This is a genomic window from Rahnella sp. AA (genome assembly GCF_002834385.1).
Lineage (GTDB): Bacteria > Pseudomonadota > Gammaproteobacteria > Enterobacterales > Enterobacteriaceae > Rahnella.
The window spans coordinates 444,518-469,370 of the sequence record NZ_PITQ01000001.1; the positions used below are offsets into that span (position 1 = coordinate 444,518).

Here is a 24,853-nt window from a genome sequence, read left to right on the forward strand (position 1 = left end):
ATAAGTACCACACAAGCACATCATTGAGGCCTTTGATGCACTTAGAACATGGCTGGATTGCCGGAGCACGGCAGGTTGTTTCCCCCCATTTTGATCTCCGCCCTGACGATGAGATCCCGTCTTTGCTGGTTATCCATAACATCAGCCTGCCGCCCGGAAAGTTCGGTGGCCCTTATATTGATCAACTATTTACCGGCATGCTGGATCCGCAGGATGATCCTTACTTTGAAGGGATCCACCAGTTGCGTGTGGCGGCACATTGCCTGATTCGCCGGGATGGCGAAATTGTTCAGTATGTTCCGTTTGATAAACGCGCCTGGCATGCCGGAGTTTCGACATGGGGCGGGCGTGAACGCTGCAATGATTTCTCGATTGGTATTGAGCTGGAAGGCACCGATTTTGTGCCTTTTACTGAGGCGCAGTATTACAGCCTTGCGGAGGTTACCCGCTTGTTAATTAAGCACTATCCGATTAGTCTGGATGCCATTACCGGGCACAGCGATATTGCTCCTGGGCGCAAAACCGATCCCGGCCCTGAGTTCGACTGGGCATTTTATCGCAAGCTGTTAGCATCGCCGGTAGGGCAAAATGAACCCTCTGACCAGTGAGTGAAAGGTCGCCGGTTATTGTTTTAAGAATATGTAGAGAGAGTGATAGGCGATGACGTTATTTACTTTGCTGCTGGTACTGGCCTGGGAACGATTGTTCAAACTGGGTGAGCACTGGCAGTTGGATCATCGGTTTGAGATCATATTCCGCCGCGGGCGGCAGACTTCTTTAGTCAAAACGCTGGCGATCATGATTGTCTGGATGGCCGTTATTTGGGGCATTCTGCGAGCCCTGCACGGGGCGTTTTTTGGTGTACCGTCCCTCGTTATCTGGGTGATTTTGTGCCTGCTGTGCATTGGCGCCGGGATCAAACGTAAGCATTACCGTGCCTATCTTAAATCAGCCCGTCAGGGGGATACGGATGCCTGTAAAGAAATGGCGGAAGAGCTGGCGCTGATCCACGGATTACCGAGTGATTGCACGGAAGAAGCTCGTTTGAGAGAACTGCAAAACGCGCTCTTGTGGATCAACTACCGTTACTATCTGGGGCCACTGTTTTGGTTTGTGGTCTGTGGCCCGTTTGGGCCTGTCGCGCTGGGCGGATATGCCGTTCTGCGTGGCTACCAGACATGGCTGGCGCGTCACATGACGCCGCTCAAACGCTCACAGTCCGGTGTCGACAGCCTGCTGCATGTTCTTGACTGGATCCCTGTTCGCCTTGCCGGTGCGGCGTATGCACTGCTCGGGCACGGCGAAAAAGCCTTACCGGCGTGGTTTGCGTCATTGGGTGATATTCATTCTTCGCAATATCAGGTGCTGACGCGGCTTGCACAGTTCTCTCTGGCGCGTGATCCGCATTTGGATCCCGTACAAACGCCTCGCGCCGCAGTAAGTCTGGCACGTAAAGTCACCATGATTATTCTGGTCGTTGTGGCACTTTTGACGATTTACGGCGCACTGATTTAAGACGTGATTATCGCGAAGTGAAAATTGAAAAGCCCGGCACATTTCTGTTGCCGGGCTTTTTGTTTTTTATTGCACAGTGTTTTTCTGCAACGTCAGCGGGCGGTTATCTGGCCCGGGAACACCAAAATCCGGTAGCCCGTTTTCGCCCCAGACGAAGGTTTTAATCCGGGTATGACGGTTCGGGTCATACAGCGGGTCGCCCTCAATTTCAGTGTAATTTCGGGCATGGTAAACCAGCACGTCTTCGCCCTGTTCGTTGCGCGTAAAGCTGTTGTGACCGGGGCCAAACTGCCTGTTCTGCTTATGTGTGGTGAATACCGGTCGTGGCGATTTATGCCACGCAGCTGCGTCGAGCAGATTGCTGCCGGTGTCTGCCGAGAGCAGCCCGATACAGTAATTTTCATCGGTCGCGCTGGCGGAATAAGTAATGAAAATCTTATCGCCGTGCTTAATCACTGCCGGGCCTTCATTTACCCAAAAGCCGATAATTTCCCAGTCCAGTTCAGGTTTGCTGAGCATGACGGGCGGTGATTTCAGCGTCCACGGATCCTCCATTTCGGCAATGTACAAATTAGAGTTACCCCGAATAGCCGGGTCTTTTTGCGCCCACAGATAATAGCTTTTTCCCTGATGTTCAAAGTGCGTTGCATCAAGCGAGAAACTGTCGATTGGCGTCTGAATCCGGCCTTTCTCCACCCATTCCCCTGACAGTGGATCGGCATCTTCACACACCAGCGCATACATTCGGTGCTGGAATAAGCCATCAACGATGTCCTGTGAAGGCGCAGCCGCGTAATAAATAACCCATTTACCGCCGATGAAATGCAGTTCAGGCGCCCAAATCAGTGCGCTCATCGGGCCGGCATCGGGTTTATGCCAGACCACAGTGGCAGGTGCGTCGGCCAGCCCCGTCAGCGTTGACGAACGCCGGATTTCGAGCCGGTCATATTCCGGAACCGAGGCAATAAAGTAATAGTGGCCATCGCTGTGCAGCCAGATATGAGGATCCGCGCGCTGTTCGATCAGCGGATTCGGGTAATTACTCATGTTTCAGCTCCTTGCTGTGAAGGGGGGCAGAGGCAGGCTCCTGCGCCTGTTTTTCATCATGATATTCATTGAGTTCGCGGTAGTTGCGGCGGCGAATTTCCAGGTCAGCCTGAATCGTCCGCATGGTTTCACGATCCACTTTCAGTAAGCGTACAACCCCCGCCGTAATGAGATAACCGACGCCGGGAATAACGGTAAACAGCAGCACAATCCCGTTGATTGCATGGTCACTTTGCTGCGCCGCACCGGCGTTGTAGCCGTAAGCGGAGAGCAGGAATCCGACCATCGCACCGGCCACGGCCAGCCCGCATTTGAGGAAGAACAGGTTGCCGGAGAAGCTGATCCCGGTGACGCGTTTACCAGTTTTCCATTCACCATAGTCATCCACGTCGGCCATCAGCGACCAGTGCAGCGGGGAAGGGAGCTGATGCATGATGTTCAGAACAAAGTAAGCAATCAGGATAAGCGTGGTGGCGTGCGGGTCGAGGAAATAGAATCCGCAGGAGAAAATGGTCAGAATGATATTGGCCCAGAAGAAGACTTTCAGTTTGCAGTATTTGTCCGTCAGCGGTTTCGCCAGCGCACTGCCAATCATCATGCCGACCACGCCGAGGCTGATAAACATACTGGCGAATGACGTCGATTTTTCCATCACCCAGGTAACGTAATACATGGTGGCCGCCATGCGGATAAAGCCGGGGCAGACGTTGCAAAAAGTCAGCAGCAGAATGCGAACCCACTGGTCGTTTTTCCATACATCTTTCAGGTCAGATTTTAAGGCGTGTTTGGACGGTACGGCAGGCTGGATGCGTTCTTTCACTGAGCTGAAGCAGAACAGGAACATAAACAGTGCGATGATCGCCATGACGCCCATAGACATCTGGTAGCCTTTGGCTTTGTCCGCCCCCCCAAAGAAATCGGCCATGGGCAGCAGGGTGGATGACAAAATCAGTGTGGCAATACCGACCATAAAGAAGCGATAAGACTGGCATGCGACGCGCTCGTGCGGGTCGGCGGTAATCACGCCGCCGAGCGAGCAATACGGAATGTTGATGGCAGTATAGGTCAGCGACATCAGAAAATAAGTGACAAAAGCATAGATAACTTTGCTGTTGTAGCTCCACTCTGGCGTGGTAAACATCAGCACGCTAAACAGAACGTAGGGCACCGATATCCATAACAGATACGGGCGGAACCGGCCCCAGCGGGTGGTGGTGCGGTCAGCAATTGCCCCCATTATCGGGTCGGTGACGGCGTCGATAATGCGCACCGACAGCAACAGTACGCCGACCAGCGCGGGTGCCAGGCCGAACACGTCGGTATAGAAATAATTGAGAAACAGCATGATGGCACCGCCAATCATATTGCAGCCCGCATCTCCCATTCCGTACGCTACTTTCTCTTTGAACGACAGCGCGCCTTCCTTCATGGATGTTCTCCGGCTATTGGTTGAAAAGGTGAGTTGTTAAAAAACTGTTTGATAGCGTTGAGTATTGGCTGGAGAGGCGAAGAGGAGTCAGGAGGTAAGAGTCATGAAGATGGACGATTTGGTCATGTCGGACAAACTGTGACGCATATAACAAAGCGCCCCGGTAAGTGAAACTTAGCCGGGGCGCTTTACGTTTTTAGCGGTTTAAAATCGGAAGATTATGCGTTGACCGATTTTCCGTTTTGCTGATTTTTGATCCAGTAACCCACACCAAGAATGACCAGCCAGACAGGGATCAGCCAGACGGAAATCGCCATGCCCGGCGTGATCGCCATAATCACCAGGATTGCGGCCATGAACAGCAGGCAGATGTAGTTGCCCAGCGGATAAAGCAGCGCTTTGAACTTGGTTTCCACACCCTCACGACGTTTCGCCTGACGGAATTTGATGTGTGCGAGGCTGATCATCGCCCAGTTGATTACCAGTGCGGAAACCACCAGCGCCATCAGCAGGCCGAAAGCTTCGCCCGGCATCAGGTAGTTAATCAGTACGCAAAGTGCAGTGGTCACGGCAGACACGAGGATTGATGCCACCGGAACGCCGCGCTTGTCGACATTGAGCAAGGCTTTTGGCGCGTTGCCTTGCTGAGCCAGACCAAACAGCATGCGGCTGTTGCAGTAAACGCAGCTGTTATAAACCGACAATGCCGCTGTCAGGATAACCACGTTAAGAGCGTTGGCGACCAGCGCATCACCCAGATCATGGAAAATCAGAACAAACGGGCTGGTGTCTGGCCCGACGCGGGTCCATGGCATCAGCGAAAGCAGAACCGCCAGTGAGCCCACATAGAAAATCAGGATGCGGTAGATAACCTGGTTGGTTGCTTTCGGAATGCTGACTTCAGGATTATCCGCTTCTGCTGCAGTAATACCGACCAGCTCAAGACCACCGAACGAGAACATGATGATAGCCATCATCATCACCAGCCCGGTCATTCCGTGAGGCAGGAAACCGCCTTGTTCCCACAGGTTACGAACTGTGGCCTGCGGGCCTGCGGTGTCACTAAACAGTAACCATCCGCCGAACAGAATCATGGCGACAACGGCAACCACTTTAATGATCGCAAACCAAAACTCCATTTCCCCGAACACTTTTACGTTGGTCAGGTTGATGGCGTTAATCACCACAAAGAAAACGGCCGCTGAAGCCCAGGTTGGGATCTCCGGCCACCAGAACTGAATGTACTTACCGACTGCTGTCAGTTCAGCCATCGCGACCAGAACGTAAAGCACCCAGTAATTCCAGCCGGAAGCAAAACCGGCAAATCCGCCCCAGTATTTATAGGCAAAATGGCTGAATGACCCGGCGACCGGCTCTTCAACCACCATTTCACCCAACTGACGCATAATTAAAAATGCAATAAATCCAGCGATAGCGTAGCCAAGAATAATCCCAGGGCCCGCGGACTGGATGACGGAGGCGCTGCCCAGAAACAGACCTGTTCCGACAGCCCCCCCCAGCGCGATCAACTGAATATGACGGTTTTTCAGGCCGCGCTTCAGCTCTTCGCCTTTTTGTTGATCAACCATTTACCTGTCCTCTGTCATTGGGGCAAAAGCCATAACATTCTGTATGTTAGGCAGGATGTAAGGCGATAATTACACTTTTTGTATCTAATTATTTACGGCTGAATTGTGCCTAAAAATCAGCATCATCTACCGTTCGGGCAAGAATAATGTTATGCGCAAAAGTTTGCACGGGGTTTATGCGTCATCTGCATAACAAATAGCCAAATTGGCTGGAAATTTGTTCAGGATCTAAAAAATGTGATCTGACGCAGAGAAAAATCGAGAGATGATAAGAATTTGTTAAAATGTGCGGGGTCGACGCATTTACTGGGTAGCCATATGGACACAAGGTGAATACTTTGTTACTTTACGGCCACGTTTTTTAAATTGGTATTACCAATTGACTCCGGCAACTTACAGAGTCGCTACTCGCAGAGAACAGCACAGATATGGCTTACAGCAAAATCCGACAGCCTAAGTTATCCGATGTGATCGAGCAGCAACTTGAGTTCCTGATCCTCGAAGGCACCTTGAGACCCGGGGAAAAGCTTCCGCCAGAACGCGAACTGGCCAAACAGTTTGATGTTTCGCGACCTTCTCTGCGTGAGGCAATCCAAAGCCTCGAAGGGAAGGGACTACTCCTGCGCCGCCAGGGTGGTGGTACTTTCGTCCAAAGTAATCTGTGGCAAAGCGTGAGTGACCCGCTGGCTGAGTTACTGGCCGACCATCCTGAATCACAATTCGATCTCCTTGAAACACGACATGCCCTTGAAGGGATCGCTGCGTATTACGCGGCGCTTCGTGGCACAGAGGAAGATTTGCAGCGTATTCGCGATTGCCATGTGGTCATTCAGACCGCACAAGACAGCGGAGATCTGGACGCAGAAGCCGATGCGGTTATGCAGTATCAGGTCGCTGTAACAGAAGCAGCGCATAATGTGGTGCTGCTGCATCTGGTCCGTTGTATGGGACCGATGCTTGAGAAGAACGTTCGACAGAACTTTGAATTGCTTTACTCACGCCGGGAAATGCTGGCCACGGTAAGCAACCACCGCGCCAGTATTTTCGAGGCGATTGTTGCACGGGAACCAGAAATAGCGCGTGCCGCATCACACCGTCACCTGGCGTTCATTGAAGAAGTTTTGCTGGATCTCAGCCGGGAACACACCCGGCGGGATCGGTCTTTACGACGGCTCCAGCAACGAAAAGATGAAAGTTAACCTTCGGGATTAATTTTTAGAGCCTTCATTTGAGGGCTCACGGCAACTACATGACGGGCCTGTCTTCGTGCGTTTTGTTCGTGACGAAGAGTGTTGTAGAAAGAGCGCAGGAAGACAGGCTCCAGATAAACCAACGTATTAGATACAGATAAGGAAAAGCACCATGTCAGAACGTGTAAATAATGACGTGGATCCGATCGAAACTCGCGACTGGCTACAAGCGATCGAATCGGTCATCCGTGAAGAAGGTGTTGAGCGTGCACAGTTCCTGATCGATCAGGTTCTGAGTGAAGCGCGCAAGGGCGGCGTAAGCGTCGCTGCTGGTGCAGCCAGCCGTAACTACGTCAATACCATCGCTGTTGAAGACGAACCGCAATACCCGGGTAACCTGGAGCTGGAACGTAATATTCGTACCGCAATCCGCTGGAATGCGATCATGACCGTTCTGCACGCCTCTAAGAAAGACCTGGAACTGGGCGGTCATATGGCTTCCTTCCAGTCTTCTGCGACCGTGTATGAAGTTTGCTTCAACCACTTCTTCCGTGCGCGTAATGAGAATGACGGCGGCGATCTGGTGTACTTCCAGGGCCACATCTCTCCGGGCGTGTACGCGCGTGCTTTCCTTGAAGGCCGCCTGACCGAAGACCAGATGAACAATTTCCGTCAGGAAGTTCACGGTAAAGGTCTGTCTTCTTATCCGCACCCTAAACTGATGCCTGAATTCTGGCAGTTCCCGACCGTTTCCATGGGTCTGGGTCCGATCGGTGCAATCTATCAGGCTAAATTCCTGAAGTACCTGGAACACCGCGGTCTGAAAGACACCTCCGCGCAGCGTGTTTACGCGTTCCTGGGCGACGGTGAAATGGACGAACCAGAATCCAAAGGGGCGATCACCATCGCGACCCGTGAGAAACTGGACAACCTGTGCTTCATCATCAACTGTAACTTGCAGCGTCTTGATGGCCCGGTGACCGGCAACGGCAAAATCATCAACGAACTGGACGGCATCTTTGCAGGCGCTGGCTGGAACGTGATCAAAGTGATTTGGGGCGATCGTTGGGATGCTCTGCTGCGTAAAGATACCAGCGGCAAACTGATCCAACTGATGAACGAAACCGTGGACGGCGACTACCAGACCTTCAAATCCCGTGACGGTAAATACGTTCGTGAACACTTCTTCGGTCGTTACCCTGAAACCGCTGCTCTGGTCAAAGACATGACCGACGACGAAATCTGGGCACTGAACCGTGGTGGTCATGATCCGAAGAAAGTCTTTGCAGCGCTGAGCAAAGCACAGAACACCAAAGGCCAGCCTACCGTAATCCTTGCGCATACCATCAAAGGTTATGGCATGGGTGATGCGGCCGAAGGTAAAAACATTGCGCACCAGGTGAAGAAAATGAACATGGATGGCGTGCGCTATATCCGTGATCGTTTCAGCGTGCCAGTTTCCGATGAAAATCTGGAAAAACTGCCGTATATCACTCTGGAAAAAGACTCTGCAGAATACAAATACCTGCATGAGCGTCGTGCTGCGCTGAAAGGCTACCTGCCGACCCGTCTGCCAAAGTTCACACAGAAGCTGGAAATGCCTGCGTTGTCTGATTTCGCTCAACTGCTGGAAGAGCAGAAGAAAGAAATCTCTACAACCATCGCTTTCGTTCGTGCCCTGAACGTGATGCTGAAAAACGACTCCATCAAAGACCGTCTGGTCCCCATCATCGCCGATGAAGCGCGTACATTCGGTATGGAAGGTCTGTTCCGTCAGATTGGTATTTACAGCCCGAACGGCCAGCAGTACACCCCGCAGGACCGTGAGCAGGTTGCTTACTATAAAGAAGACGAGAAAGGTCAGATCCTGCAGGAAGGTATCAATGAACTGGGTGCCGCGTCTTCATGGCTGGCCGCAGCGACTTCCTACAGCACCAACGATCTGCCAATGATCCCGTTCTACATCTACTACTCCATGTTTGGTTTCCAGCGTATCGGCGACCTGTGCTGGGCAGCGGGTGACCAACAGGCGCGTGGCTTCTTGATCGGCGGTACTTCAGGTCGTACGACCCTGAACGGTGAAGGTCTGCAGCACGAAGATGGTCACAGCCACATTCAGTCTCTGACTATCCCTAACTGTATTTCTTACGACCCGTCTTACGCTTACGAAGTTGCTGTCATCATGCATGACGGTCTGGTTCGTATGTACGGCGACGCGCAGGAAAACGTTTATTACTACATCACTACGCTGAACGAAAACTACCACATGCCGGCAATGCCGGAAGGCGCTGAAGAAGGCATCCGTAAGGGTATCTACAAGTTAGAAACTCTGGAAGGTAGCAAAGGTAAAGTACAGCTTCTGGGCTCCGGTTCTATCCTGCGTCACGTTCGTGAAGCGGCTGAAATCCTGTCCAAAGAGTACGGCGTAGGCTCTGACGTTTACAGTGTAACCTCCTTCACCGAACTGGCCCGTGACGGTCAGGACTGTGAGCGCTGGAACATGCTGCACCCAACCGAAACTCCACGCGTTCCGTACATTGCTCAGGTGATGACCGACGCGCCAGCGGTTGCGTCTACTGACTACATGAAACTGTTTGCTGAACAGGTTCGTACTTACGTTCCGGCCAGCGATTATCGCGTTCTGGGTACGGATGGCTTCGGTCGTTCAGACAGCCGCGAAAACCTGCGTCACCACTTCGAAGTGGATGCTTCCTACGTTGTGGTTGCTGCGCTGGGTGAATTGGCTAAACGCGGCGAAATCGAAACTTCTGTAGTGGCTGAAGCCATTAAGAAATTCGATATCAATCCAGAAAAAGTTAACCCGCGTCTGGCATAAGAGGTAAAGACAGATGGCTATTGAAATTAACGTACCGGACATCGGTGCAGATGCAGTGGAAGTCACCGAAATCATGGTGAAGGTGGGCGATAAAGTCGAAGTTGAACAATCGCTGATCACCGTTGAAGGCGACAAAGCTTCTATGGAAGTGCCTTCTCCACAGGCAGGCGTGGTCAAAGAAATTAAAGTTGCGGTCGGCGATACCGTTGAAACCGGCAAACTGATCATGATCTTCGAAGCCGCTGACGGTGCTACTGATGCAGCACCTGCGAAACAGGAAGCGAAAGCAGAAGACAAACCTGCTGCTGCCGCACCTGCTTCCAGCGAAAGCAAAGAAGTGAACGTGCCAGATATTGGCGGCGACGAAGTTGAAGTCACCGAGATCATGGTCAAAGTGGGCGACACCGTGTCAGCTGAACAATCGCTGATCACCGTAGAAGGCGATAAAGCTTCTATGGAAGTCCCTGCTCCGTTCGCGGGCAAAGTCAAAGAAATCAAAATCGCTGCGGGCGACAAAGTCAGCACCGGTTCTCTGATTATGGTCTTCGAAGTCGCAGGTTCTGGTGCAGCAGCACCGGCAGCAGCAGAAGCCAAATCAGAAGCGGCTCCGGTGGCTCCTGCACAAACCGGCAGCAAAGAAGTGAACGTGCCTGATATCGGCGGCGACGAAGTTGAAGTCACTGAAATCATGGTTAAAGTGGGCGACAAAATCAGTGCTGAACAATCACTGATCACCGTTGAAGGCGACAAAGCTTCAATGGAAGTCCCGGCTCCGTTCGCGGGTACCGTGAAAGAAATCAAAATCGCTGCGGGCGACAAAGTCAGCACCGGCTCTCTGATCATGGTCTTCGAAGTTGAAGGCGCTGCGCCTGCTCCGGCGGCGAAGAAAGAAGAAGCTGCTGCCCCTGCGAAACAGGAACAAAAAGCTGCTGCACCTGCTGTTAAAGCAGAAAGCAAAGGCGAGTTCGCTGAGAACGACGCTTATGTTCACGCCACGCCGGTTATCCGTCGTCTGGCCCGTGAATTCGGCGTTAATCTGGCGAAAGTGAAAGGGACAGGCCGTAAAGGTCGTATCCTGCGCGAAGACGTTCAGACTTACGTGAAAGACGCGGTCAAACGCGCTGAAGCCGCGCCGGCTGCTGCCACTGGCGGCGGTATTCCGGGCATGCTGCCTTGGCCGAAAGTTGATTTCAGCAAGTTCGGCGAAATCGAAGAAGTGGAACTGGGCCGTATCCAGAAAATCTCCGGTGCAAACCTGAGCCGTAACTGGGTGATGATCCCGCACGTTACACACTTCGACAAAACCGATATCACTGAGCTGGAAGCGTTCCGTAAACAGCAAAATGACGAAGCTGCGAAGCGCAAGCTGGATGTGAAATTCACCCCGGTAGTCTTCATCATGAAAGCCGTTGCGGCTGCCCTTGAGCAGATGCCACGTTTCAACAGCTCTCTGTCCGAAGATGGCCAGAAACTGACGCTGAAAAAATACATCAATATCGGTGTTGCGGTTGATACGCCTAACGGCCTGGTTGTTCCGGTCTTCAAAGACGTGAACAAGAAAGGCATCGCTGAGCTGTCCCGTGAACTGATGGCTATCTCCAAGAAAGCCCGTGATGGTAAGCTGACTGCCGGCGAAATGCAGGGCGGTTGCTTCACTATTTCCAGCCTTGGTGGTATCGGGACAACCCACTTTGCGCCAATCGTCAACGCGCCTGAAGTGGCTATCCTGGGTGTTTCTAAATCAGCCATCGAGCCGGTCTGGAACGGTAAAGAGTTCGCTCCGCGTCTGATGATGCCAATGTCGCTCTCCTTCGACCACCGTGTTATCGACGGTGCGGATGGTGCGCGCTTTATCACCATCATCAATAACGTGTTGTCTGACATTCGCCGTCTGGTGATGTAAGTGAGAAGCCGGCCAAACGGCCGGCTTTTTGCAGGTCAATCTCATGCCGTTGTTTGGGATTTTCGGGCGCTAGGCACAAATCGTATGCCGTTTGTTGTTTCAAATTTGTTAACAATTTTGTAAACTGCGGGCGGATAAAACGACCCGGTGGATGATGGGCGTTACGACATAAAAATAACGTCAGACCAGCCGGAAATAAATTAAGAGGTCATGATGAGTACTGAAATTAAAACTCAGGTCGTGGTACTTGGGGCGGGCCCTGCGGGCTATTCTGCTGCTTTCCGTTGCGCTGATTTAGGTCTTGAAACCGTTCTGGTTGAACGTTATTCCACTCTGGGTGGCGTGTGCCTGAACGTTGGCTGTATCCCTTCTAAAGCTCTGCTGCACGTCGCGAAAGTGATCTCTGAAGCAAAAGCACTGGCTGAACACGGTATTGTTTTCGGTGAGCCGAAAACCGATATCGACAAAGTCCGTCTCTGGAAAGAAAAAGTCATCAACCAACTGACCGGTGGTCTGGCCGGTATGGCGAAAGGCCGTAAAGTCAAAGTCGTTAACGGCTTGGGCAAATTTACCGGTGCGAATACCCTGGTTGTTGAAGGCGAAAATGGTCCAACGACCATCACTTTCGACAATGCAATCATTGCGGCGGGTTCCCGTCCAATCAAACTGCCATTCATTCCTCATGATGACCCACGCGTATGGGATTCCACCGACGCGCTGGAACTGAAAACCGTCCCTGAGCGTCTGCTCGTGATGGGCGGCGGCATCATCGGTCTGGAAATGGGCACCGTTTACCACGCGCTGGGTTCTCAGATTGACGTGGTAGAAATGTTTGATCAGGTCATTCCTGCGGCTGATAAAGACGTGGTGAAAGTCTTCACCAAGAAAATCAGCAAGCAATTCAACCTGATGCTGGAAACCAAAGTGACTGCTGTAGAAGCCAAAGAAGATGGCATTTACGTCACTATGGAAGGTAAAAAAGCGCCATCTGAGCCACAGCGTTATGACGCCGTGCTGGTGGCTATCGGCCGCGTACCTAACGGTAAGCTGCTGGAAGCCGGCGCTGCAGGCATCGAAGTTGACGACCGTGGTTTCATCCATGTCGACAAACAGATGCGTACCAACGTGCCGCACATCTTTGCTATCGGCGACATCGTCGGTCAGCCAATGCTGGCGCACAAAGGTGTTCACGAAGGTCACGTGGCAGCCGAAGTTATCTCCGGCAAAAAACACTACTTCGATCCGAAAGTCATTCCGTCAATTGCCTACACTGAGCCAGAAGTTGCCTGGGTTGGCCTGACTGAGAAAGAAGCGAAAGAAAAAGGCATCAGCTACGAAACCGCCACCTTCCCGTGGGCAGCTTCAGGCCGTGCTATCGCTTCTGACTGCGCAGACGGTATGACCAAGCTGATCTTCGACAAAGAATCTCACCGTGTTATCGGTGGTGCGATTGTCGGTACCAACGGCGGCGAGCTGCTGGGCGAGATTGGTCTGGCAATCGAAATGGGTTGTGATGCAGAAGATATCGCGCTGACCATCCATGCTCACCCGACTCTGCACGAGTCTGTGGGTCTGGCAGCAGAAATCTACGAAGGCAGCATTACTGACCTGCCAAACCCTAAAGCGAAAAAGAAATAATTCAGCTTTAACGGTTTGAGAACGGCGCCGAAAGGTGCCGTTTTTTTATGTCTGAAAAACGGCGCCCGATATATTGGAAAGCATCTCGCAAAGACAATCTTTAGGATTGTTTTTCACGCGGTTTTTTGTGCCTTTTTTCTCCCTTTTCTGCCATTTATTCCCTTGTGCCAATATGGTTGTTGTGATGATCTAGAAGGCGAATTGGGATGAACAGCCGATCCGTCTGTGCTCAACGATTCAGCAAAGATTTAATGTTGCTTTTATGTGAACGAATTAACAAGCGGGCAAAATCCTGCTATGCTGCTTCGGCGCTAAAGGGCACTGTGCTCAGGTTCAGGACGATCGAGAAACCCTCTTACCCGCAGTGTCCCCGAGTCATCAGACAGCTTGAATTCCCCTGTCCCTACAGGCATAACGTGATGCTGATGATGGAAGCCAGGCATAATAAATGACAATGAGAGCGAGGAGAATGTCGTGCTAGAAGAATACCGTAAGCACGTAGCCGAGCGTGCTGCAGAGGGCATCGTCCCTAAGCCACTTGATGCTTCACAGATGGCAGCGTTGGTTGAGTCCCTGAAAAATCCGCCAAAAGGCGAAGAAGAAACTCTGTTAGACCTGCTGATTAATCGTGTTCCGCCGGGCGTCGACGAAGCCGCCTATGTAAAAGCCGGGTTCCTGGCTGCCGTCGCCAAAGGCGAAACTACCTCCCCGTTGGTCACTCCTGAAAAAGCCATTGAACTGTTAGGCACCATGCAAGGTGGCTACAACATTCATCCGCTGATCGACGCACTCGAAAACGAAACGCTGGCGCCGATTGCTGCCAAAGCGTTGTCCCACACGCTGCTAATGTTCGATAACTTCTACGACGTGGAAGAAAAAGCGCACGCAGGCAACGAACACGCTAAAAAGATTTTGCAGTCCTGGGCGGATGCCGAATGGTATCTGTCACGCCCGCAGCTGGCTGAAAAAATCACCGTCACCGTCTTCAAGGTGACCGGCGAAACCAACACCGATGATTTGTCACCGGCTCCGGATGCCTGGTCCCGTCCAGATATTCCACTGCACGCGCTGGCCATGCTGAAAAATGAACGCGAAGGTATCCATCCGGATCAACCTGGCAGCGTTGGCCCGATCAAACAGATCGAAGAACTGAACAAAAAAGGCTTCCCGCTGGCCTATGTCGGTGACGTGGTCGGTACCGGTTCTTCCCGTAAATCTGCGACAAACTCCGTGCTGTGGTTCATGGGCGACGATATCCCTCATGTGCCGAACAAACGCGGCGGCGGCGTCGTGCTGGGTGGCAAAATTGCGCCAATCTTCTTCAACACTATGGAAGATGCCGGTGCGTTGCCGATTGAAGTGGACGTTTCTAACCTGAATATGGGCGATGTGATCGACATCTATCCGTACAAAGGTGAAGTGCGTAACCACGAAACCGGTGAAGTGATTGCCACTTTCGAATTGAAAACTGACGTTCTGCTGGACGAAGTTCGCGCCGGTGGCCGTATTCCGCTGATCATTGGCCGTGGTTTAACCACCAAAGCCCGTGAATCGCTGAAACTGCCTCAGAGCGAAGTATTCCGCATCGCGAAGCCGGTGGCTAAAAGCAACAGAGGCTTCTCGCTGGCGCAGAAAATGGTGGGCCGCGCCTGTGGCGTTGCCGGTATTCGTCCGAACGAATATTGCGAACCAAAAATGACGTCTGTGGGCTCTCAGGACACCACCGGCCCGATGACCCGTGACGAGCTGAAAGATCTGGCGTGCCTGGGCTTCTCCGCTGATTTAGTGATGCAGTCATTCTGTCATACCGCCGCGTATCCTAAGCCGGTTGACGTGACCACGCACCACACGCTGCCGGACTTCATCATGAACCGCGGCGGTGTTTCCCTGCGTCCGGGCGACGGTATCATCCACTCATGGCTGAACCGTATGCTGCTGCCGGATACTGTCGGCACCGGCGGTGACTCCCATACCCGCTTCCCGATCGGGATTTCGTTCCCTGCGGGTTCCGGTCTGGTGGCGTTTGCCGCAGCGACCGGCGTAATGCCGCTGGATATGCCAGAATCTGTTCTGGTGCGTTTCAAAGGTGAAATGCAGCCGGGTATCACCCTGCGTGATCTGGTCCATGCGATCCCTTACTACGCCATCCAGGAAGGTCATCTGACCGTTGAGAAGAAAGGTAAGAAAAACCTCTTCTCTGGCCGTATTCTGGAAATCGAAGGCTTGCCGGAACTGAAAGTGGAACAGGCGTTTGAACTGGCGGATGCGTCTGCAGAACGTTCAGCGGCCGGTTGTACGATCAAACTGGATCAGGCGCCAATCAAAGAATACCTGAGCTCCAACATCGTGCTGCTGAAGTGGATGATCTCTGAAGGTTACGGCGATCGTCGTACCATCGAGCGACGCATCAAAGGCATGGAGGAGTGGCTGGCGAACCCAAGCCTGCTCGAAGCCGATGCCGATGCCGAATATGCTGCGGTGATCGAAATCGATCTGGCGGATATCAAAGAGCCGATCCTTTGTGCGCCAAACGATCCGGACGATGCGCGTCTGCTGTCTTCTGTTCAGAACAGCAAAATCGATGAAGTGTTCATCGGTTCGTGCATGACCAACATCGGTCACTTCCGCGCTGCCGGTAAACTGCTCGACAGCCATAAAGGCGCGTTGCCAACCCGTCTGTGGGTTGCGCCACCGACCAAAATGGATGCCGCACAGCTGACGGAAGAAGGCTATTACAGCGTCTTTGGTAAGAGCGGTGCACGTGTTGAAATCCCGGGCTGTTCACTGTGCATGGGGAACCAGGCGCGTGTGGCCGACGGTTCTACCGTGGTTTCGACCTCAACGCGTAACTTCCCGAACCGTCTGGGCAACGGCGCCAATGTTTATCTGGCTTCCGCTGAACTGGCGGCTATCGCGTCTCTGCTGGGTCGCCTGCCGACACCAGAAGAATATCTTGGCTACATGGCTGAAGTGGATAAGACTGCGGTGGATACTTACCGTTATCTGAACTTCGACAAGCTGAGTGAATATACGGATAAAGCTGACGGCGTGATCTTCCAAACCGCAGTCTAAATCGTTATATTTGCGCGATTGACGGAAAGGAGGCTTCGGCCTCCTTTTTTATTTTCATTTTTCCAGAGGGCTGAGCCATGGATTACGATTTTCTGCGCGATATCACCGGTGAGGTCAAAGTGCGCTTTTCTATGGGCCACGAAGTACTGGGTCACTGGCTGAATGAAGAAGTAAAAGGCGACCTGAGCGTGCTTGATTCCGTTGAAGCGGCGCTGGCTGAGCTTAAAGGCAGCGAGCGCCAGACACAAATGGTCGGCCACGAATACACGTTGCTGCTGGCGGATGACGAAGTGATGATCCGCGCGAATCAGCTGGATTTCGACGGCGATGAAATTGAAGAAGGCATGAGCTATTACGACGAAGAGAGCCTGGCGTTTTGCGGCGTCGAGGACTTTCTGCAAGTCCTCGCCAAATACCGCACCTTTGTTACCACCAACCGCTAAGTTTTACTTCCCGCGTGAGGCGGTCCAGCACAACAGCGAGCCGCCGACCACCATCAGCACACCCGGCCAGAAACTTGCGCCCGGCAGCGTGTGCAGCCACAATCCGGCAATCACAATCGATGACAGCGGCGTGAAATACGACAGCGCCGCGACCAGTGTCGCATTGCCTTTTTTCATCGCCAGATCCCAGCACTGATAAGAGATTGCCGTCACCGCCCCCATTGCCAGTAACTCAAGAATGGCCGGTAATTTCAGGCTGATCCGGTTCGATGAATAGGTGAAATACAGCACCCACAGCACAGCACCGGTCGCCAGCAAAAACAGCGGCAGCACGCCTTTGCCTTTACACAGTATGCGGACCAGATTGGAATACAGTGCCCACGACACCGCCGCGCCCAGCGCCAGACTGTAGGCTACCGGATTGCCACGCACATTACGCATCAGCTGATGAATATCCAGCCCGTGACCGCCACTGATCGCCCATAACACACCGATAAAAGCCAGCACGACGCCCGGCCAGATCCACCAGCGCACCCGCAGTTTTAATAACGGAACGGCAAAGAGCAACGTCAGGCTCGGCCAGAGATAGTTGATAAGCCCGAGTTCCAGCGTTTGCTGGCGGGTATGCGCCAGACCAATCGCCAGCGAAAACGCCACCATATAAAAGACAAACAGCAGGCCACAGACGATCAGATAAGACGCAGATTCTCCGCGCAGCGACGGTTTCCCGCCCGCCATCCAGACCATAATTCCACTGACGGTATAAATTGACGCGGCGGCACCGAAAGGCCCCAGCGATTCAGACAGGCTGCGGGTGAGCGCCACGCTCATGCTCCACAGCAAAATAGCGAGAACGCCAAATAGCGTAGCAAAACGATCCATCGGAAAGGGTAGCCTCAGAAGAAGAAGGCTTTAAAGATAAGCGATTGTTGCGTTGGTGGAAACCGCAACAATCGACTTAACAGGCTCTTTAGGAGAATGCATTAAAAATAGAAACCGACTTCGAGACCCAGTGTGGACGTGGTGGTCGCAGGCTGGTAATAGCCGACGGTGCTTCCGTTCAGGTCGCCCTGTTTCTCGTCCGATTTACCGTATTTCTGGTGCACATAGCTGGCTTTCACAAAGACATCTTTGTTGATATTCCAGGTCAGGCTGGTAAAGGGCGCAAGCTTTGATTTCGGCTCCAGCCAGACCGCGCCCTGATTGCTGTGCGTCCAGGTTTTAATCGGGTACAGCGCGCCGCCTTCCAGGCTCAGTCGTGAATCGTCGGTCAGTTGCCAGTTTGCACCGAGCGAGGCTTTGGCATATGGCTGCAAAGACACTTCAACCGCGGTGTATTGTCGTGTGGCGTTTTCAGAGGCTATATACACGTTGTCAGAACGGATATTTCGCAACCAGACCTGGCCACCGAGCGCACCTTTCATATCGAAAGAAACGCTGTCGGATGCCCGGTAACGGTAGCCGCGAGTCATGTCCGCGCTGTAGCCGGTGTAATAGGTTTTCCCTTTCAGCGTTCCGTTCGGCACATTGGCCTGATCGTCAAGCGTACTGCCTTTATAATTGACGATCCCGAACATAACGCTCATGTCCCAGGCTTTTAATAAACCTTCTTTGGCATCGAGATAATTATTAGATCCGAAATTAACGCGCAGGCGCGGGCCATGTTCAGCAACATATTTACCGTCCATATTATCGACGGTTTCGTCCCACTTATAATATTCAGCACCATAACTGACATAGTGCCGCATCCCTTCAGTATTATTGCTTAACAAACTTTCCCCGGCCCGGGAAACCCCGGAAACCAATAAAGAGCTCGTGACCAGCAGGCTGGATACGGTCTTTAATTTACTCATTGTCATTTTTTATTTCTACTTGCAGGTGGATGGAGCTGGTTGCTTAGTAAGCAATAAGGCGATGCTAATGAACCGGAGGGGATAGATAAAGTAATTTATCGTTTTTTAAGAAAAAATCGATCTTTTGATCTGTGTTAAGTCAAATTAATGGATATATATAAGATGTATTTGATTTATAGTCTGTATATTAGTTTTGTTATTTGACTTAATTTGTAGATCTTTGATCGGATAATTTGACTTAAATAAGGTTTTTATTGCTGGTTAAATATTAATTTGTCTTAAGGAGTATAGCCGGTTTTCACACCGGCAAATATATTTTACTTAAGTAATGCTTATTGAGTCACAAGGACGCACCGCCACAAATGACTAATTGTTGACCGGTAATGGCGGCCGCTGAAGGAGTGAGCAAATAGCAGATTAAATCGGCGACTTCCTGTGGCTGAATAAAGCGCCCAATCGGCGGTAATTTAGGGGGGGAGCTTTTGCGCTGTGGATTATCCAGCATGGGCGTTTGCGTCGCGCCGGGTGCCACGATATTCACGGTAATTCCGCGCGGTGCCAGCTCCGCCGCCCAGCTTCTCGCCATCCCGATCATGGCCGATTTGGTCGCGACATACTGGCTGCGACCGGCAACGCCTGCAGACGTGCGGCTGCCAAGCAATACGATGCGACCGCCATCGGGCATCTTATCCACCAGCCGGTCGGCCAGTACTTCGGCAACGCCAATATGCAACTGCCACAGCGCCGCGCTGGCCTGCGTATCCAGCTGCCCCAGCGGTGCCGCTTTCATCATGCCTGCCGCGTGGATCAGCGCGTCAACGGCGGGCAGTGTTTCCAGCAGTGCGGTCAGTTTTGCCGTATCGGTGATATCGAGCGAGATTCCGCTGAAATTAGCGTGCGGGAAACTCACCTCCCGGCGCGCAAGCCCGGTGACCTTCCAGCCCTGTGCCAGCAATGTCAGGCACACCGTTTCGCCGATACCGGAACTGCAACCGGTCACCAGCGCATGTCTGACGGGAGTCTGATTCATGATTTATCCCCTGAATGCGGAAGCCGGAACTTTGAACACCGCTTTGCGCACAACGGCGGGGCGGCCCGTGCAGCACAACGCGCGGTGGGGTTCGCCGGGGGCGAAAGTCACAAAATCACCGTTGCGCAGCAAAATCTCTTTCGATAACTGAGGATCCGCGAGGATAAACAGATCAGGTTTACGCTCGGTGGCAGGCTGCCCTGTTACATTCCGCGTATCAAAACCAATGATCTCTTCGCCTTCCAGCACGACCTGAATATCCAGCCAGTCGTGATGAAATTCCGTGTGCCGCTCAGCCGCAGGCGACGTATTCGCGTTGCCTATTGTGCAAAACCAGTCAGCGCCCTCCGGCTGAAAACGCCCGTCTTCCCGTGCGCACAGGGCTTCCAGTGAGCACTCCGGTAAGGTCAGGATCTGACGAAGCGCATCGGGTAACGTGGCGAGTTCCAGCGCCTGTAAATGACCTGCAATCATGATTAGCTCCTAATTAAAAAGGCCCGCGGTAAGCGGGCCTGCGGGGATCAGCCTTTTACCCAGGATTCATCGACGCAGACGTATTTGATCGCCTGACGGTAGTAGGTGAAGGCGATATGCAGTTCACCGTTCAGCCCCTGTTTGATGCTGGGATAAGAGAATTCGCGGTTCAGTTTTTGCTGCGAATTGTTGGTCATGCAGTAGCCGTCGCCGGTTTCCAGGTCCCGCTGGTGCGGCCATGTGCGGCCACCGTCCTCAGAAATCGCCAGCGTCATCGGCGCACGCGGTGCGCCCCAGAACGCGCTGCGACCGCCGGTTTCCACCGGTGTTTCAGCCCGCGCATCGTCTTCTTCATCTTCAATTTCATCATACAAAGACGCACGACGTTCACTGGCATCTGCCGCGCTCATCTTGTTAAACACCAGCGCCAGATGGCCGTTGGCGAGCGTGGTCACCTGTATGGACGAATTATTATTGGGCAATTCCGTTGGCTGCGGCGCACTCCACGTATTGCCGCCATCGACCGACCTGCTCTGGTAGATAAAGTCTGCCCAGCGGCTGCGGTACAGCGCCAGCAGGCTGCCGTCGTGCAGCGGCGTAATATTCATGTGTACGCAGCCGGTGCTTTGCAGCACAGCGACATCGCGCCAGCTTTTGCCTTTATCGCTGGAAATTTTGACCGCGCTGTCATCATTGTTGCCGACCCATTTTTCACCGGGTTGCGTCCGGCAATAAAACACCGGCAGCAGCCAGTCGCCGTTCGCAAGTACCGTTACCGGCTGGCGAATAAACGTGCCGGGCTGACCGAGCAGCGTGCCAATTTCGCCCCAGCTTTTGCCCAGATCCTGCGACTGACGGAAACGCACAATCGCGGTGTCCTGATTCCCCGATTTCTGCGCGGTGTACATCAGCCAGAGCACATTATCAGGGGCGAGAAACAGCACCGGATTCTGTTCGGAACGGCTGGCATCCTCGGAGAGTTTTACCGGTTGGCCCCAGACCTGCGCACCTTTTTCCAGGCGTGACAGATAAATCGAGATATCCGCAATCCCTTCCTGAGTTCCGGCAAACCACGTACACAGCAGGCTGCCGTCGGGCAAAGGCAGAAGATTGGCGGCATGATTTTGCGGACAATCAGACGGCAACATGGCGTCCCGACGTGCGGTGTCGTTTTCCGGAATGTGGACTCTTCCGCTGCGTTCGACGGTTAGCGTTTCAGTGGTCATCTTTAAGCTCCAGACTTTTGAATAATTTGTGCATTTTTACTTTTCACGTTGCGCTGAGGGATCAAGCGGTCAATCACCATGATGGCGGCCGGAGTGACCAGCGCGATGTACATATTGTTGATACCAAAAGGATCACCCAGCACGTACCACACTGAGGTTACGACGCAGGCACCAATCAGGCCGGCATTTGCACCGCGTGCACTTTTGAAAAACGGCAGGTAGAAAGCCATGACCGCGACCACGGAAATTGAGAGGCGGATTGCGCGGGTGAAGAAGGAGAGTTTCAGCACTTCCGGCACCAGCAGTACAAAAATCAGCGGCAGGAAACCAATCAGCAGCGACAGCCAGCGGGTCATTTTGAATTCGCGCTCAGGCGTCGGATTGCGGTAAGGCACATAGAAATCTTTCACAATCAGCGAAGCGATAGCCAGCGCCACGGTACTGACGCTGACGAAAATCGATGCCACCAGCGACGTGGTCACCAGGCCCGCCAGCCACGGATTCATGTCCTGAATAAAGACCGGCAGCGCGTACAGGCTGTTCATGTCCGGATGCAGGAATTTCGCCGCCACGCCGATCATGCCAATCGCCAGCGCAATCGGTACGCAAAAGAAGAATGCGACCCAGGTTGCACGCTTGGCGGATTCCGCGCTTTTGGTGGAGGAAATGGCCTGAATGACGAATTGCGTACAGAAAATAGAACCGATGGTGCCGATCAGCCAGGCGAAGATGGTGCTGGCGCCGACGCTGCCGTCCCATGTCCAGTAGAAGTCAGGCATCTCTTTGACCATCGGCATTACGCCACCGGTCATGTGCAACGCGATACCTAAAATCACCAGTACGCCGATGTACTTGATAGCGCTGTGCAGCATCGTCACCCACGCCATGCCTTTCATGCCACCGAACGCGAAGTAGAACGTACTAACGACTGCGGTGATAAAGGCTGCCACCGGCAGATTGACTTTCAGCACCGTGGAAATAGCCGCAGCGCCGCTCACATAGTTCCCGACGTTCACCAGCAGCAGGGCGTAAATCATGATGATCGAAATGATATTTTTGGTGGTATTGCCGTACTTCTCGGCGATCGCACCGGAAATCGTGATTTTGCCGGTGTTATAAATGCGTTTGACCAGCAAAATCCCAAAAATCGGGAAGCCGATGGCCGCACCCAGAATCGACCATGACGCCGCAAAACCGGTTTCGAAAGCCGCCTGCGCCGTCCCGATGGTAGATTTTGCGCCGATATATTCCGACATCAGCAGCACGCCGACGATAAACGCCGGCATCGCCCGCGAGCCTTCCATGAAATCGCCGCTGGTTTTGCTGCGTAACCGGTACGTCAGCCAGGTAGTGAACAGGATGTAGGCGAGCACAATGCCAATAATAATTAACGTATCTGATGAGCTAAATTCTTTCATTTTTTCCTCACACAGCGCGTAGGGGACCCTGCCTGCGCACTTTCATGCGCAGGTGATCGGTAGATTCGTTCGGTAAGGCGCGTTTAGCCGCGCAAATTAAATGCTTTTATGACGGTCAGGATCTTCTGTGTATCGTCCTGCGTGAATTCCACCGGATACCGGCTTTCACCCACGTTAAACCCGAGCAGATTCACGGCTTTTTTAACCACGGCCGGCGAAAACGCAATGCTGTACAAATCAGTGCGGATCTTATTGATGTCTGCCTGCACCGCTTCGGCGGCGGCAGCGTTGTTTTCCTGCAGATGGCGGTAAACGGCGTTCACCTGTGCGGGGATAATATTGGCGATACCGGAAATACAGCCGGCGCTGCCTTCGGTGAAACCACGATAAATCAGAGAGTCCGGCCCGGTCAGTACGTCAAAATCAGTAAACTGGCGGCTGACTTCATGGAAACCGTGCAGGCTCTCATAAGAACCAGCGCTGTCTTTAATCCCTCTGATATTAGGGTGATCGGCCAGTACGCGTACCACATCTGGCGTCAGCGTATTGCCGGTTCTGGCCGGAATGTTGTAGAGATACACCGGCACTGTCAGCGCATCCGCGACGGCGCGGAAATGCGCAATCAACTCCTGCGGACGCAGCGCCGCAAACCACGGCGTAATCACTGACACGGCGCGCACGCCGAGTTTTTCAATCTGTTTTCCCAGACGAATGGTGTCGCGGGTAGAAATCTCGCCGACATGTGACATCACGCCGGTGTCATCACCTGCGGCCTCGAGACAAATCTCTGTGACCTGAATTTTTTCCTGCTCGCTGAGCATAAAAAATTCGCCGTTGGTGCCGTTACAAAAAATATTATTCCCTGCCTGTTTCTGGCGTTTTACCTGCTGGCGCAAGGTGTCGCCGTCGAGTTTTCCGTTAGCGGAAAAGGGCGTCACAATGGCGGTATAGACTCCGGTAATATTATTCATTTTATTCTCTTTACGTCGTTGTAATCGGATACGAAATAAGGGGTTAACGAATGCTGCGGTAAATTTCCGCTATTTGATTTTTGTCGACCGGCATCGGTACATTTTTAATTAAACGTTGTACCTCTATTGCCCCCTGCGACAAATAAGGAATGTCGTCAGGTGTGATATTCAGCTGGCTTAATTTGACCGGCAAATCCAGGCGATGGACCAGCGCGTCAAAATACTCCACCAGCGCATGGGATTTTTCTTCTTCACGTAATGTCGGGTCAGCGCCGGGAATTAAGTCATAGGCTTGCGCAAATTTATTCACGGCGGAAGGCCTGACAAAAGCCATACAAGGCGCGAGCAGAATGGCATTCGCGACCCCGTGAGGAATGTGATATTTGCCGCCGAGCGGATAGGACATAGCGTGAACCAGATGGGTGCCCGCATGGGCAATTGATGCGCCGCCGTAATATGACGCCCACAGCATATTCAGCCGCGCCTCCAGATTTTCCGGTTCGGCAACGGCCGTTTCGAGGCTTGCAAACAGCTTCTTCATGCCGACCAGCGCGAAGTTATCACTGACCGGGTTAGCAATGACCGACGTGAAGCATTCGAACAGATGGCACAGAGCATCGATGCCGGTAGACGCCGCGATGCGCGCGGGCATGCTGGTGGTCAGTTCAGGCACCAGCGCAACATAATCGGGCAGCATGACCGGCGTGATAATGCCTGTTTTGGTTTCCTTTTCGGGGATCGCCAGAATCGCGTTTGGCGTGGCTTCTGAGCCGGTGCCTGCGGTGGTTGGGATCAGTAACGACGTCGTACGGCGTTGCGGTTTTTCGCCCGCCAGCAGAGTGTCGAGCGTGACGGTTTCATCACCGGCGCACAAAATCGAAAGCAGCTTTGCGACGTCCAGCACGCTTCCGCCGCCGACGCCAATCACCAGATCGACCTGCGGCTGATTCAGCGTTTTCAGGATGGCGGCGACGTCATGCTGGCTCGGTTCCGGCGGCACACTATCAATAATGCTCACCTCGCAGCCTGCGTTATTCAGCTGGCCTGTCAGCGATTGCACCGGCGGCAGGCCAATAATGTTTTTGTCGCTGACCAGCAGAACCTGACGTTTCCCGGCCAGCAAGTAGCCGATGTTCTGTAATGACTGATAACCGCTGATGATCGTGCTGTCTATATTCATGCCTGTTTCCTGCCGTCTGAGTCTTTAGTAAGAGTGAGT

The 24,853-nt window shown here is 52.9% G+C and carries 19 protein-coding genes; 8 read left to right on the top strand and 11 right to left on the bottom strand.

All coding sequences use genetic code 11. From position 1 onward, the window contains the following. Window positions 1-35: 35 nt before the first annotated feature. Together ampD and ampE are read left to right on the top strand one after the other, a co-directional pair. A complete protein-coding gene (ampD, locus tag CWS43_RS01975; RefSeq protein WP_101075183.1) occupies window positions 36-608 on the top strand; it encodes a 1,6-anhydro-N-acetylmuramyl-L-alanine amidase AmpD in 573 nt (190 codons plus the stop codon). A gap of 52 nt (window positions 609-660) precedes the next feature. Beyond that, window positions 661-1,515 (top strand): beta-lactamase regulator AmpE, encoded by an 855-nt coding sequence (gene ampE, locus CWS43_RS01980; protein ID WP_101075184.1) that lies wholly within the window; start codon window positions 661-663, stop codon window positions 1,513-1,515. Window positions 1,516-1,581: 66 nt separating this feature from the next. Here ampE and CWS43_RS01985 read toward each other — a convergent pair whose 3' ends face one another. The 3 genes from CWS43_RS01985 to aroP form a co-directional block, all read right to left on the bottom strand. Then, window positions 1,582-2,562 (bottom strand): family 43 glycosylhydrolase, encoded by a 981-nt coding sequence (locus CWS43_RS01985; protein ID WP_101075185.1) that lies wholly within the window; start codon window positions 2,560-2,562, stop codon window positions 1,582-1,584. Further along, window positions 2,555-3,991: an MFS transporter gene (locus tag CWS43_RS01990; protein WP_101075186.1), complete on the bottom strand. Its 1,437-nt coding sequence runs from the start codon at window positions 3,989-3,991 to the stop codon at window positions 2,555-2,557. Before CWS43_RS01990 ends, CWS43_RS01985 begins: the two co-directional genes overlap by 8 nt. A gap of 218 nt (window positions 3,992-4,209) precedes the next feature. Next, complete coding sequence (aroP, locus tag CWS43_RS01995) at window positions 4,210-5,580, bottom strand: aromatic amino acid transporter AroP (RefSeq protein ID WP_101075187.1); 1,371 nt, start codon at window positions 5,578-5,580, stop codon at window positions 4,210-4,212. A gap of 428 nt (window positions 5,581-6,008) precedes the next feature. Between aroP and pdhR the strand changes: the two genes are divergently transcribed. The 6 genes from pdhR (at window position 6,009) to yacL (ending at window position 16,662) form a co-directional block, all read left to right on the top strand. After that, window positions 6,009-6,779 (top strand): pyruvate dehydrogenase complex transcriptional repressor PdhR, encoded by a 771-nt coding sequence (gene pdhR, locus CWS43_RS02000; RefSeq protein WP_013576986.1) that lies wholly within the window; start codon window positions 6,009-6,011, stop codon window positions 6,777-6,779. 163 nt (window positions 6,780-6,942) lie between these two features. Further along, window positions 6,943-9,606 carry a pyruvate dehydrogenase (acetyl-transferring), homodimeric type gene (gene aceE, locus CWS43_RS02005; RefSeq protein ID WP_101075188.1) on the top strand — a complete coding sequence of 888 codons (2,664 nt, stop codon included), beginning with the start codon at window positions 6,943-6,945 and terminating at the stop codon, window positions 9,604-9,606. 13 nt (window positions 9,607-9,619) lie between these two features. Continuing rightward, window positions 9,620-11,509 (top strand): pyruvate dehydrogenase complex dihydrolipoyllysine-residue acetyltransferase, encoded by a 1,890-nt coding sequence (aceF, locus tag CWS43_RS02010; protein WP_101075189.1) that lies wholly within the window; start codon window positions 9,620-9,622, stop codon window positions 11,507-11,509. A gap of 213 nt (window positions 11,510-11,722) precedes the next feature. Continuing rightward, on the top strand, window positions 11,723-13,147 hold the full coding sequence (gene lpdA / locus CWS43_RS02015; protein ID WP_198555755.1) for a dihydrolipoyl dehydrogenase: 1,425 nt from the start codon (window positions 11,723-11,725) through the stop codon (window positions 13,145-13,147). 474 nt (window positions 13,148-13,621) lie between these two features. After that, window positions 13,622-16,219 carry a bifunctional aconitate hydratase 2/2-methylisocitrate dehydratase gene (acnB, locus tag CWS43_RS02020; RefSeq protein ID WP_101075191.1) on the top strand — a complete coding sequence of 866 codons (2,598 nt, stop codon included), beginning with the start codon at window positions 13,622-13,624 and terminating at the stop codon, window positions 16,217-16,219. A 77-nt stretch (window positions 16,220-16,296) separates the two neighbouring features. Next, on the top strand, window positions 16,297-16,662 hold the full coding sequence (yacL, locus tag CWS43_RS02025; protein WP_101075192.1) for a protein YacL: 366 nt from the start codon (window positions 16,297-16,299) through the stop codon (window positions 16,660-16,662). A 3-nt stretch (window positions 16,663-16,665) separates the two neighbouring features. Here the strand turns inward: yacL and yddG are convergent, their stop codons facing one another. The 8 genes from yddG to CWS43_RS02065 form a co-directional block, all read right to left on the bottom strand. After that, window positions 16,666-17,544, bottom strand: a complete 879-nt coding sequence (gene yddG, locus CWS43_RS02030; protein ID WP_101075193.1) for an aromatic amino acid DMT transporter YddG — start codon at window positions 17,542-17,544, stop codon at window positions 16,666-16,668. 101 nt (window positions 17,545-17,645) lie between these two features. Further along, complete coding sequence (locus tag CWS43_RS02035) at window positions 17,646-18,515, bottom strand: hypothetical protein (RefSeq protein ID WP_232776611.1); 870 nt, start codon at window positions 18,513-18,515, stop codon at window positions 17,646-17,648. A 340-nt stretch (window positions 18,516-18,855) separates the two neighbouring features. After that, entirely contained in the window at window positions 18,856-19,545 is a 690-nt protein-coding gene (locus CWS43_RS02040) for an SDR family NAD(P)-dependent oxidoreductase (RefSeq protein ID WP_101075195.1), read from the bottom strand. Window positions 19,546-19,548: 3 nt separating this feature from the next. Beyond that, window positions 19,549-20,019 (bottom strand): YhcH/YjgK/YiaL family protein, encoded by a 471-nt coding sequence (locus tag CWS43_RS02045; RefSeq protein WP_101075196.1) that lies wholly within the window; start codon window positions 20,017-20,019, stop codon window positions 19,549-19,551. A 47-nt stretch (window positions 20,020-20,066) separates the two neighbouring features. After that, window positions 20,067-21,245, bottom strand: a complete 1,179-nt coding sequence (locus CWS43_RS02050) for an exo-alpha-sialidase (protein WP_101075197.1) — start codon at window positions 21,243-21,245, stop codon at window positions 20,067-20,069. 2 nt (window positions 21,246-21,247) lie between these two features. After that, window positions 21,248-22,663, bottom strand: a complete 1,416-nt coding sequence (locus CWS43_RS02055; protein WP_101075198.1) for a sodium:solute symporter family protein — start codon at window positions 22,661-22,663, stop codon at window positions 21,248-21,250. An 83-nt stretch (window positions 22,664-22,746) separates the two neighbouring features. Then, on the bottom strand, window positions 22,747-23,634 hold the full coding sequence (locus CWS43_RS02060) for a dihydrodipicolinate synthase family protein (RefSeq protein WP_101075199.1): 888 nt from the start codon (window positions 23,632-23,634) through the stop codon (window positions 22,747-22,749). Window positions 23,635-23,677: 43 nt separating this feature from the next. Next, on the bottom strand, window positions 23,678-24,814 hold the full coding sequence (locus tag CWS43_RS02065) for an iron-containing alcohol dehydrogenase (protein ID WP_101075200.1): 1,137 nt from the start codon (window positions 24,812-24,814) through the stop codon (window positions 23,678-23,680). Window positions 24,815-24,853: the final 39 nt, after the last annotated feature.

Excerpts from the sequence above, each read along its gene's own strand:
- ampD (WP_101075183.1), top strand. The coding sequence starts at position 36 with ATGCACTTAGAACATGGCTGGATTGCCGGAGCACGGCAGGTTGTTTCC.
- ampE (WP_101075184.1), top strand. The coding sequence starts at position 661 with ATGACGTTATTTACTTTGCTGCTGGTACTGGCCTGGGAACGATTGTTC.
- CWS43_RS01985 (WP_101075185.1), bottom strand. The coding sequence starts at position 2,562 with ATGAGTAATTACCCGAATCCGCTGATCGAACAGCGCGCGGATCCTCAT.
- CWS43_RS01990 (WP_101075186.1), bottom strand. The coding sequence starts at position 3,991 with ATGAAGGAAGGCGCGCTGTCGTTCAAAGAGAAAGTAGCGTACGGAATG.
- aroP (WP_101075187.1), bottom strand. The coding sequence starts at position 5,580 with ATGGTTGATCAACAAAAAGGCGAAGAGCTGAAGCGCGGCCTGAAAAAC.
- pdhR (WP_013576986.1), top strand. The coding sequence starts at position 6,009 with ATGGCTTACAGCAAAATCCGACAGCCTAAGTTATCCGATGTGATCGAG.
- aceE (WP_101075188.1), top strand. The coding sequence starts at position 6,943 with ATGTCAGAACGTGTAAATAATGACGTGGATCCGATCGAAACTCGCGAC.
- aceF (WP_101075189.1), top strand. The coding sequence starts at position 9,620 with ATGGCTATTGAAATTAACGTACCGGACATCGGTGCAGATGCAGTGGAA.
- lpdA (WP_198555755.1), top strand. The coding sequence starts at position 11,723 with ATGAGTACTGAAATTAAAACTCAGGTCGTGGTACTTGGGGCGGGCCCT.
- yacL (WP_101075192.1), top strand. The coding sequence starts at position 16,297 with ATGGATTACGATTTTCTGCGCGATATCACCGGTGAGGTCAAAGTGCGC.
- yddG (WP_101075193.1), bottom strand. The coding sequence starts at position 17,544 with ATGGATCGTTTTGCTACGCTATTTGGCGTTCTCGCTATTTTGCTGTGG.
- CWS43_RS02035 (WP_232776611.1), bottom strand. The coding sequence starts at position 18,515 with ATGAGTAAATTAAAGACCGTATCCAGCCTGCTGGTCACGAGCTCTTTA.
- CWS43_RS02040 (WP_101075195.1), bottom strand. The coding sequence starts at position 19,545 with ATGAATCAGACTCCCGTCAGACATGCGCTGGTGACCGGTTGCAGTTCC.
- CWS43_RS02045 (WP_101075196.1), bottom strand. The coding sequence starts at position 20,019 with ATGATTGCAGGTCATTTACAGGCGCTGGAACTCGCCACGTTACCCGAT.
- CWS43_RS02050 (WP_101075197.1), bottom strand. The coding sequence starts at position 21,245 with ATGACCACTGAAACGCTAACCGTCGAACGCAGCGGAAGAGTCCACATT.
- CWS43_RS02055 (WP_101075198.1), bottom strand. The coding sequence starts at position 22,663 with ATGAAAGAATTTAGCTCATCAGATACGTTAATTATTATTGGCATTGTG.
- CWS43_RS02060 (WP_101075199.1), bottom strand. The coding sequence starts at position 23,634 with ATGAATAATATTACCGGAGTCTATACCGCCATTGTGACGCCCTTTTCC.
- CWS43_RS02065 (WP_101075200.1), bottom strand. The coding sequence starts at position 24,814 with ATGAATATAGACAGCACGATCATCAGCGGTTATCAGTCATTACAGAAC.